8 protein-coding genes and 1 tRNA gene are annotated in these 10181 nt (G+C 58.9%); 4 read left to right on the top strand and 5 right to left on the bottom strand.

Annotation, left to right across the window (positions count from 1 at the left end; translation table 11 throughout):
- Positions 1-365: 365 nt before the first annotated feature.
- The gene (locus tag BGLCM_RS04430) at positions 366-1004 is read right to left on the bottom strand and encodes a vitamin K epoxide reductase family protein (protein ID WP_006294202.1); all 639 of its coding nucleotides are present in this window, start codon (positions 1002-1004) and stop codon (positions 366-368) included.
- A gap of 235 nt (positions 1005-1239) precedes the next feature.
- On the opposite strand from BGLCM_RS04430, the gene BGLCM_RS04425 reads away from it, so the two are divergent.
- Complete coding sequence (locus BGLCM_RS04425; protein WP_044084827.1) at positions 1240-2121, top strand: PHP domain-containing protein; 882 nt, start codon at positions 1240-1242, stop codon at positions 2119-2121.
- A gap of 142 nt (positions 2122-2263) precedes the next feature.
- On the opposite strand, the gene BGLCM_RS04420 is transcribed toward BGLCM_RS04425, so the two are convergent.
- Both BGLCM_RS04420 and BGLCM_RS04415 read right to left on the bottom strand, forming a co-directional pair.
- Complete coding sequence (locus BGLCM_RS04420; protein WP_006294205.1) at positions 2264-2488, bottom strand: DUF3107 domain-containing protein; 225 nt, start codon at positions 2486-2488, stop codon at positions 2264-2266.
- A gap of 167 nt (positions 2489-2655) precedes the next feature.
- Positions 2656-4347 carry a phosphotransferase gene (locus tag BGLCM_RS04415; protein WP_044084957.1) on the bottom strand — a complete coding sequence of 564 codons (1692 nt, stop codon included), beginning with the start codon at positions 4345-4347 and terminating at the stop codon, positions 2656-2658.
- Positions 4348-4578: 231 nt separating this feature from the next.
- Between BGLCM_RS04415 and BGLCM_RS04410 the strand changes: the two genes are divergently transcribed.
- Positions 4579-6111 carry an ATP-dependent helicase gene (locus BGLCM_RS04410; RefSeq protein WP_006294207.1) on the top strand — a complete coding sequence of 511 codons (1533 nt, stop codon included), beginning with the start codon at positions 4579-4581 and terminating at the stop codon, positions 6109-6111.
- Here BGLCM_RS04410 and BGLCM_RS04405 read toward each other — a convergent pair.
- A complete protein-coding gene (locus tag BGLCM_RS04405; protein WP_006294208.1) occupies positions 6097-7659 on the bottom strand; it encodes a zinc-dependent metalloprotease in 1563 nt (520 codons plus the stop codon). The genes BGLCM_RS04410 and BGLCM_RS04405 overlap by 15 nt on opposite strands.
- A gap of 310 nt (positions 7660-7969) precedes the next feature.
- Between BGLCM_RS04405 and BGLCM_RS04400 the strand changes: the two genes are divergently transcribed.
- Together BGLCM_RS04400 and BGLCM_RS04395 are read left to right on the top strand one after the other, a co-directional pair.
- Positions 7970-8773 (top strand): YlbL family protein, encoded by an 804-nt coding sequence (locus BGLCM_RS04400; protein ID WP_044084955.1) that lies wholly within the window; start codon positions 7970-7972, stop codon positions 8771-8773.
- A 219-nt stretch (positions 8774-8992) separates the two neighbouring features.
- On the top strand, positions 8993-9409 hold the full coding sequence (locus BGLCM_RS04395; RefSeq protein ID WP_006294212.1) for a DUF3052 domain-containing protein: 417 nt from the start codon (positions 8993-8995) through the stop codon (positions 9407-9409).
- A 564-nt stretch (positions 9410-9973) separates the two neighbouring features.
- Here BGLCM_RS04395 and BGLCM_RS04390 read toward each other — a convergent pair.
- A tRNA-Val gene (locus BGLCM_RS04390) sits at positions 9974-10047 on the bottom strand.
- Positions 10048-10181: the final 134 nt, after the last annotated feature.

Genomic DNA, 10181 nt, shown 5'->3' with positions numbered 1-10181 from the left:
ACCTGCCCCTCGTGCGGGTGCGTGGACAAACGCAACCGCACCAAACAAAGCGTCTTCCACTGCGTGTGCTGTGGAAGAACCGGGCAAGCCGACATTATCGCCAGCCGCAACATACTCGCGCGACGTTCACGCAAGGATGGATGGCGACGTATCAGCAAAACCCAAGTCCGGGAACAGCTCGCTCAGGAGCATTCCCAGCGACGACACCGGCACGGCAACAAATGCCAAGCCGGAACGCCGACAACGAGTACGGCTACCGCACACACCCACCCCGCTCCTGCGGGGCGCATTGGCGGTCAAGAAAACCGATAGTCATAAAAATACTATCGATTTTCATACTCTTTGTTGCCAATTTGCTGCATGTGTTATGCAAACAATGCGGGACCTTCCACCACAATGATCAACACACACAACGCCACAATCCACAGCACGTCAATCATCAGATCGAAATTCAACCGGTAATACTTGCGCAATCCGCGTGCTTTGGCTGGCAACCGTTGCACGGTCACTGTGGCATGGCTCAACGCCATGAACTGGATGGTGGTCGAGAACATCAACGCCAAGCACCACGGGCACATCGCATGGATCACAAACATCGACTGCGACGTCAACCAATACGAGTAGGCCAAGGCCGCCAAACCGCCCCACCAAGTGCATGCCGCAAACCAGCGCGGCACGTTGACGCGCGCGAGCCCGATCACGGCGATTGTGACAAACACTGATTCAGCTGCGATGCCGAAGAACGCGTTCGGGTAGCTTAAGCCCCCAAATTTTACAATTTCGGCCTGCCATGATTGCGCGACGGCCGAGCATGACAGCACGGCGTTGACGTCACAACCGAGGATTTCGTTGGGGTGGCGCGCCATTTCGAGTGTTTCGGCAGACAGCACGAACGAGACCACGAGCGCCACGGCCGAGGCCAGCAGCATGATCAGATACGTCCACGTCGGCCCGTTGCGCCAGCCGCGCAGTTCGGGTTCGCCACCTTCCAGCCGTTCGTCCATTATCGTCGCTCCTTATATGCTGATTTCCGTTTCATGCCACTGTGGCCGTTCCACACGCTGATGCGTCCGATGCTCTGCGCTCCATCTTCCATACGCTTCGTAGCGGCAGTGGGGGATGGAACGGGTACGCGCAACCACAGTGATCATCATGATTACACTGCAGTTCAGTGTAGCCCAGCGCAAAGCGGGAAACGAACGGTAACCGGCACGCGCCAAACATGCGTACCATGACAGTATGAGTGAATATCGAATGCCGACTGAACCCCCGAAGACGGGATGGGATTTGCACTGCCATACGGTCTTTTCGGACGGCACGGAAACGCCCACCGCATTGGTGCGGTTGTCGCGTGAAATCGGGCTGCACGGCGTGGCGATCACCGATCACGACACCACAGCCGGTTGGCAGGAAGCCGAGCAGGCGGCCGTAACAATCGGCCAACCGTTGATGCGCGGCACGGAAATCACCGCGCATGTGCATGGCGTGTCGGTGCATATGCTCGCCTACCTGTACAACCCGCATAGCCAGCATATCCGCGAACTGTTTGAAACTACGCGTCAAGGGCGGCTCGAACGCACGAAACGCATGGTTGCGCTGATGAGCAAGGACCTGCCGATCAGCTGGGACGACGTGCTCGCGCAAGTCAAACAAGGCTCGCGCACAACAATCGGACGCCCGCATATTGCCGACGCGCTTGTGGCGGCCGGCGTATATCGGGACCGCAACGAAGCGTTCCAAGGGGCTGTGGCCTCGTCGAGCCCGTATTATTTGCCGACGCCGTCACCCACGGCCCAACAAGTGGTGGAAGCGATCCGTGACGCGGGTGGCGTGACGGTGATCGCGCACGCGGCCGATCCGAGCCGCAACAAGCATGTGCTCAGCGACGAGCAGATTCGTGAACTGGCTGACCAAGGATTGGACGGGCTGGAAGTCTGGCATCGCGGCAACCCGGAAGACCAGCGGCGGCGGTTGCTGGAACTGGCGCGCCAATGCCATTTGCTCGTCACAGGCGGCTCAGACTGGCATGGGGCTGGCAAACCCAATGCGCTCGGCGAGTATCTCACTGATGACGAAACAGTGGCGCGCATTGCTGAACGTGGCGCGATTGCAATCGTCTGAACGGCGTTGAAGCGGCTGTTGCACGGCACAGAACAAGCTTGAGGCTCCCGTCCACATGGTTATGGGCGGGAGCCTCAAGCTGTTGAAGTAGCTATGGGATGAGCGCGCCCATGCGGTTGGTGATGGTGGCGCTCGTTGAGGATCAGAGGTTGCCGAAGCCGACGACGTGCTTGGTTTGCGAGCCGATGATAACGTAGGCGAGCGAGTCGGTCGGCACGATGAACGTGCGGCCGTTGTTGTCGCGCAGCACAATCGGTTCATGTGCGGCGAGCGCGGCGTTGATCGTTTCGCTGACTTCCTGTTCGGTGGCGTCGGTCGTGAACGTGACGGCTCGTGCCACATTCTGGATGCCGATTTCGATTTCCATGGTGCTCCTTTAACGGTTGGTCTGTTGTAGTGTTCTCTACTGTTGCGAACATTCTAGTGCGTCCAGCAGTGCGGTGGGTGTGCTTTGCGCTGATTGGGCGCGCTGGTCGGTTGGGTGGCTCGTGTGGCTGCCTGCCAGTTGCGACGGCAGCCGTTGGCATGCGTCGGTTAGCGGTCCAATCCGGCTTGGGCGTCGCGCAATGCGCGTTCTTCACGTTCCAAGAGTGGAATCAGCAGTGTTTGCGCGTCGGGGCCTGCGGTTGGTGCGGGCGGCGTGGCTTGCGCTTGCGTGCTGGTGGATGTGCTCGTGCCGGCGCTTTGGCGCGACACGTCGGATTCGCCGGTGTCGTCACTGTCGGCCTTGGTGTCGGGTTCGACGATGAATGCGCGTTGTTCGCCTGAGGGTTGGATGGCCATGACTTCGCCCGTGATGTCACTGATTTGCACGTATTCGCCGTCGCTCGTGCTGAAGTGGAATGACGCGCTGGCTGTGTCGTCGGACACATGTGCGGTGGTGGCCGCCAACACTTCAGTGGCTCCGGTCACATCCGTGGCCGCGTCGGTGTACGAATCTGATGCCGTATGGTCTTGCGGTTGGGCTTTGGCTGCTCTGAGCACACCAGAATAGGTCAGGTCTTTCAACGAATCCCCGAATGCAATCGGCGCGTCAATCAGCGAACCCGTGGACGATGATGTGGCGTGCGGCACGCGGGTACGTTGGGCTGTGTCGTCGGAGATATCACGCATGACGCCTGTTGCGTCGTAGGCGACGGTTGACTCATGCAACGCGGTGGCGGCGATCGGGCGGCTGGCCGTGTCGTCGGATGCTGACGAGAGCGTGGTGTGCTGCTGGGTGCGCAGGACTTTGGCACGTTGGGCCGCTTCGGCCTCAAGCAACGTGTTGACGGTCAACGTGTTGGTGGCCGGGTCGGCGACCTTGCCTGTGCGGGCTTGGACTTGGTGGCGTGACACGGCGATCTGGTGGGCCAGACGGTCCACTTGCGATTTGAATTGCATGATGCGCGTGTTGTCGCCTGTTTTCAGGGCGTCGATGAAGTCGCCAACTTGGCTCATCTGCACCCACAGGTTGGCGCGCAGCATGATTAGGTCGTCGAGACGGTTGCCGAGCACACGGCCGTACGAGGTTAATACGGCATTGCGGTGGGTTTCGTCGAGTTTGGAGAAAATCCAAGCCAGGTCACGTGCAGGATCGTTGATTTGCAGTTCCTGCCAGTTGGTGATCGTCGTGATCATCGAACCGTCGAACAGCACGTCGCCATCGCTGAATCCGCCGTGCACGGGTGTTGTGGCGAAGTTCCACATGCCTTCGGTGGCCATGATACGCGCCCAGCTGTCGGTGATTTCTGTAGGCACGTGTCCTGTGGCTTTCAGGTTGCGGATCCACGCGGTGAGCTGACCGTAGATACGGCGCGTGGAATAGGCCGGGTATTGCGCATCCACCACAAACTGCGGACGCAAACGATGGATGGCGCCCAATGCTGTGCCGATGCTGGCGCAATCATCCAACGTGAGCAGTGTCAACGGCCGTGACATGCCGTTGGGATGCACGGTCATCAATACGGACGGTTTGGCCAGGTTGTCGTCGTTGGTGGACGCACGGAACGCCACAGCATGGTCCACGTCGAACCCGAATCCGAACATTTCACGTGAACGTTCGATCACGCGGGCGGCTTTGGCGCGGCCGCGCAAACGGCGTTTGCCTTCACGGGTTTGCGTGGCGTACACGTTGTAGGTGCGTCCCGCGGAATCCTGAATCAATGCCTGTTCAATGCCTGCGGCTTCGTCGGTGTCGTTGTCTTGACCCGTTTTGCCGATGCCCGTGACGGAAAGATGCGGCATGGCATACGAGGCCATGGCCGCCAACCGGTAGTCGTTCGATGTGCTCACACCACCAATGTAATACAAGTGCGGCGAAAAACGACGAACGGCAAGCCATAGGGGGTGCTCGGCTACAGGGCAGAGACGGGCTGATTGCGCCTCATGATGGACATTGACCATAATTTTGCCGAATGTGATACATGGCAAGTCACGCCACACGTGCATTCGAGATGCGGTCCATAACGTGGCACAATGGCGGGCATGGGTGAAGCAGGTGAAGCACAGGAACGCGATCCGCAACGGTTGCTCGAAGGGTTGGACGAGCAGCAGCGGCTGGCGGCGCAAAGCGTGGATGGTGCCGTGCGCATCATCGCCGTGGCCGGCGCTGGCAAAACCCGAACAATCACACGACGTATCGCCTACGGGTGCGCCAGCGGCGCCTGGGATTCGCAACGCGTGCTGGCTGTGACGTTCTCGGTCAAAGCCGCACAGGAAATGCGCAATCGTCTCTCCGCGCTCAACGTGCCGAACAGTGTTACCGCCGCAACATTCCATTCGGCGGCATTGCACCAATTGCGTGACGTGTGGCCCGAGATTTCCGACACGCCACTGCCGTGGGTGGCCGACAATACGGCCGATATTGTGGCGTCGGCACTCAAACGTTTGACCAATGACAGCGAACCCGATCCGATGGTTGTGCGCGAACTCGAAGCCGAAATCAACTGGTGCAAAGTGGGCTTGATTGCACCCGATGATTATGCGCGCGTCGCCTCCGCATTGCATCGCCAGCTGCGTGGGCCGTTCGACGCGAAACGGTTCGCCGAATTGTATGAGCTGTATGAAGTGGAGAAAACGAATCGTGGGCAGATTGATTTCAACGACATTCTGCTGATTGCCTGCCATGTGATGGAAGACTATCCGCAGGCCGCGCGCATGATCCGCCATGACGTGGGTTGGCTGACCGTGGACGAATACCAGGATGTCTCCCCGTTGCAACATCGGCTGATGACACTATGGCTCGGCGACAACAACCGCAACGTATGCGTGGTGGGGGACCCGGCACAGACGATTTATTCGTTCGCCGGCGCTAGCAGCTACTATTTGCAACAGTTCGCCAATGAATTCGGCCCATTGGACGCCGACATTGAACTGGCGACCGATTACCGCTCCAACCCGCCAATCATCCGATGCGCCAACGGCGTGCTCAAACGTGCACCCGATCCCAAACAATACTTGCGGTTGCATGCCGTGCGTGAAGGCAGTGCGCGCGTGTCCAAAACCGCGTATGAAACCGATGATGATGAAGCGCAGCGGATTGCGAGCCTGATCCGCCGTCAAGTTGACCGTGGTTCGTCACCCAATGATTTTGCGATATTGACACGCATCAACGCGCAACAGCCCAAACTGATGAAAGCGTTGCATCAGCAAGGACTCGGCACCGTGGTGCACAGTGACGGCGGCTGGCAATACACGTCATTGTCACAACGTGACCTTGAACACATGCACGAGGAGCAGCGTGCCAAACTCCAGCAAGTCACCCAAGGCGCCGTGACGATTTCCACGATTCACGCAGCCAAAGGTTTGGAATACCCGCATGTGTTCCTGATCGGTTGCTCCGAAGGGTTGCTGCCTTACGGGCAAAACAACACGTCGGAAGCAATCGAAGAGGAACGGCGGTTGCTCTACGTGGGAGTGACGCGAGCTGAAGACTCGTTGCATTTGTCGTATGCGCGTCGCAAAGACGACTCGTCACATCAGACGCGCATGCCGTCACGCTTCTTGTGAGCCGTCCTCCTGCGGGTCAGCGGCATCCTGATCGCCCGAATCAGTATTGCCGGAACCATCACCGGAATCCTCTGCGGCATCGTTGGTCGATTCATTGCCGGACGGTTCAGCCGTGCCATCAGTCGCATCGTGCGATGCGGCTTCATCTTGCTCAAGCAACTGGCTCAACTCGGCATCCCAGTCAATCGCCTCAGACTTCTTCGCCGTGGTTTCGGCATTGGCGTCATTACTCGGCTCAGCCGGCAACTGCGGCAACAGGTCAGGATGGGCCCACATGCCGTCACGCGCCTCAATGCCTTGCTGCAACGTGATCGTCTCCCACAATTGCGCGGCTTCACGCACACGCTTGGGACGCAGCTGCAAACCGATCAACGACTCGAACGTGCGCTCAGCCGGACCACCCATCGCGCGTTCACGACGCATCATCTCACGCAACTGCTCAATATGCGGCAAATGCGCCATACCCGCACGCCACACGACCGTGTCCACCCAGCCTTCAACGAGCGCCAACAACGCGCCAATCGACGTCATGGCTTCACGCTGCTCAGGAGAATCAGTCAAGCCCACATTCGTCAAATCTACAGCGCCACTCAACGATTGAGGATCCATCGCCGTGACATCACGCAGCTGTTCCTCCATCGCATCCAAATCAATGACGACGCCACGCGCATACTTGCCGATCAACGCCTCAAAACGCGGCATCAACCACGGCACATTCGCATACAAGCGCGCATAAGCCGCTTCGCGCAGCGCGAGGAACGCCGTCACCTCAGTCACATCAATCTCAAGCTCTTTGGCATAGGCATACACGTTCTGCATAATCAGGCCGCCAGCCGCATTGTTCAGCAACGCGATACCCTGGTCGTAGCTGCCACGCACTTCCAACGCCAACGAACCGGCCGCCTGGCCCAGTTGCATCGCAAACGACGTGTTGGCAAACAGTTTGAGCAACTGCTTGGGATCCTTCATGCCATCGGGAATCGGAATCGGCACAGGACCGGCGAACATGCCCGTGATTTCACCGTTCAAGTCGCCCAAGCGCTCGCCAATGACCGACGTCAACGCCGAATTCATCGATTCGGCGACGGGAGCGGCAAAATTTGCCCACGAATCCAACGTGCCTTCCACCCAGTCGGCGCGCGTCAACGCTTCAGCGGCGCCCTGGACCGGATCCAACGAGCTCGCCGTATCCAACCACAGGTTGGCCTCGCTCATCGCGGAACGCATTGCCTGGCCTTCAACCATGCTGACCTGCGTTTCGCTACCAGCCGCATTGACTTGCTGCAACGCGAGCGACTTGGCGAGTTTGACATTCACGGCCCCGTCTTGCACAGTCTGCTCCATGTTGGGGAACGTGCTCATACCGCCCGTGCTGAACGCTTTCATCAGCGACTGCACCTGGGCCGGATCGGGCAGCGTGGACGGATCTTGGCTCAACAGTTGTTCCTTGACATAATCGGGAAGGCCTTCTAACTGGCGCCACGCCACTTCACCTTGGATAGGGCCAAAACATTGAATCAACCACTGCCGCAATGCGTTTTCATCCATTTGCGTGCCACCTTCCCCTGCGCGTGAGCACAGCTTATTCTGTTCACATCATAATATTGGACCGGCAAGGCGATGCGCATTGCACCGCGTCTGACGCTCCGAGTGTTCCGTACCATCCAACACGATTTGCCCCGCAATGATTCCCGATGTGTGTGAGGTGCGGAAATAGAACAAGAGAAGCAGCCAACAGGCGCAACGCAACAACGTGAAGGAACGAGGAACACGAGTGAACAGCCAAGAGCAGCGTCACGACGAAGCGGAACCCGCGCGCCAGCAGGAAACCCAAGCCCCACAGCGCGCGCCGGGCCGTCTGCGCCGCTACGTGCAGGGCAAACCGTTGAAATATTTCACGGGACTGTTCGCCGTGCTGCTGGCCGTCATCATGCTGCTGTTGCCGAGCCCCTACGTGGTCGAGATGCCGGGCCCGACTGAAAACGTGCTCGGACGGCAGGATGGCAAACCGATCATCTCGATTACGGGCGTTCCCACGCATGCCACGCAAGGCAAACTGCTGATGGTCACGGTCAACGCGTCGGGCGTACCCGGATATCCGGTCAGCGCTCCGGAAGTGTTCTGGGCGTGGATTGACAGCAAGATGGAAGTCATTCCGCAAGAAGCCGTGTTCCCGATTGGCCAGACGGCTGAACAATACCAGCAGGAATCCGACGACCAGATGGACGACTCGCAAGACCAGGCCGTGCAAGCCGGATTGCGTCTGGCCTCCGAACTTGGCGTGGATACGAAGGACGCGCACGTCACGTTGCAGATTGACGGCATCGGCGGCCCTTCGGCAGGCATGATGTATGCGCTCGGCATTGTGGACAAACTCACGCCGGCCGACGAGACGGGCGACACCACAATCGCAGGAACGGGCACAATCAATACAGAAGGCGAGGTCGGAGCCATTGGCGGCATCGATCTGAAAATGCTTGGAGCGTTGCGTGACGGGGCCAGCTGGTTCCTGGCGCCCGAGTCGAACTGCGATGAGGTCGTGGGCCACGTGCCTGAGGGCTTACGGGACGTGCGCGTGTCCACATTGCATGAGGCTTACGACGCGATTGTGGCCATCGGAAAAGGCGAAGGGGAGTCGTTGCCGCACTGCACCGTGCAATAACAGGATGCTGGGCAGGAAAGCCGGGCGGTAAAGCGGGGCGGCAGGGCCGGACTGCAGTGTGATGATGCGTCGAACGATGCTGTAGCGGACGATACCGCACCGAACAATACTGCAATATTGTGGCGGATATTTCAGGTTGCAATTATTCAGCACGCAATTATGTCAACATGCAATGCAGTCGAAACAAGCTGTTCCAGTCGTTTGCTATGATTTGGCCTCGTGAATCAAACAGCATCTGACAACGCTCTAGAATTCGGATTCCACGAAGGGGATCTCATCCAGGAATGGCTGTGGGACGACGACGTGGATGAAACCGTCCGTGAGAAGATCGAGAACTTGACGGGTGAAGAGCTCGTTGACGAGGATTACGACGGTGCCATCGATGGTGTGATTCTGTGGTGGCGCGACGGTGACGACGAAGACGAGCTCGCCAATACGATCGTGGACGCCACAACCGTGCTCGGGGAAGACGGCCCGTTCTGGGTCCTGAGCCCCAAGCCTGGCCGTCCGGGTGCCGCAAGTTCAGGCGTGGTGCAGTCCGCGGCGAAAACCGCCGGCATGAACGCGTCCACGCCGTTCACCGTGAGTGCTGACTGGAACGGCGTGCATCTGCGTCCGTTCGGCAAGGGCCGCTGATTACAGCTCGGGTGCGGCGCGGCTGCGGTGCGGCCGTGGCGTGACTGTGCGCTGAAAACCGCGCGTAAAACCGCACCAAAAGACGTCGAACAGCAACCAATGCTGAACAGCAGCTGGCAACTCGTGCGTGACGGTAACCGATATCCGGTGCTGAACACTCACTAGTAACTGAAGCACAGCACATGCTGTCATGCCTGCCTGCTTACTTACTTGCTTACTTGGGTTACGGTTGCGCTGGGTTGGACTATTGCATTGAACTGCCGGGCTGGATTTGTTGAGTTGCACTGAATTTTGAGTCGCGTTGAACTTTCGCGCTGGTCTGCACTGTGCTGAACTGCTGTGCTTGAACGTTGCGAGCGCAGCATGTGACGGTCCAAGCTTGCGTCTTGCTGCATGTCGGTTGGCTGGCTGACGGCAATCCCTGTACGGGCAGCACGCGCCGCGCTGGCTGCGGCACAGGGGCAGTTCAGTGGCGCACTGATAGAACGGATAAATCCAGACAAGACAACAAAAACCGCCATCCGCGGCACGGGTTGCAACCCGAGCGCGGATGGCGGTGTGATGTGGGCGATGAGGGATTCGAACCCCCGACATCCACCGTGTAAAGGTGGCGCTCTAACCAACTGAGCTAATCGCCCGCTCGCACTACTGTACAACAGGTCTTGACCAGACGGCACGTCGGCGTGGCAGTAGCGCTGTCCGACTGGACAACGCCCCGGAAATAGTGTTTTGGACACATTTTGGACACATTTTGGACGCGTTGTGACCGCGG

This window comes from Bifidobacterium gallicum DSM 20093 = LMG 11596 (assembly GCF_000741205.1).
GTDB lineage: Bacteria > Actinomycetota > Actinomycetes > Actinomycetales > Bifidobacteriaceae > Bifidobacterium > Bifidobacterium gallicum.
Note: the sequence above shows the minus strand (reverse complement) of the source record. Positions and strands in the feature narration are given on the sequence as shown.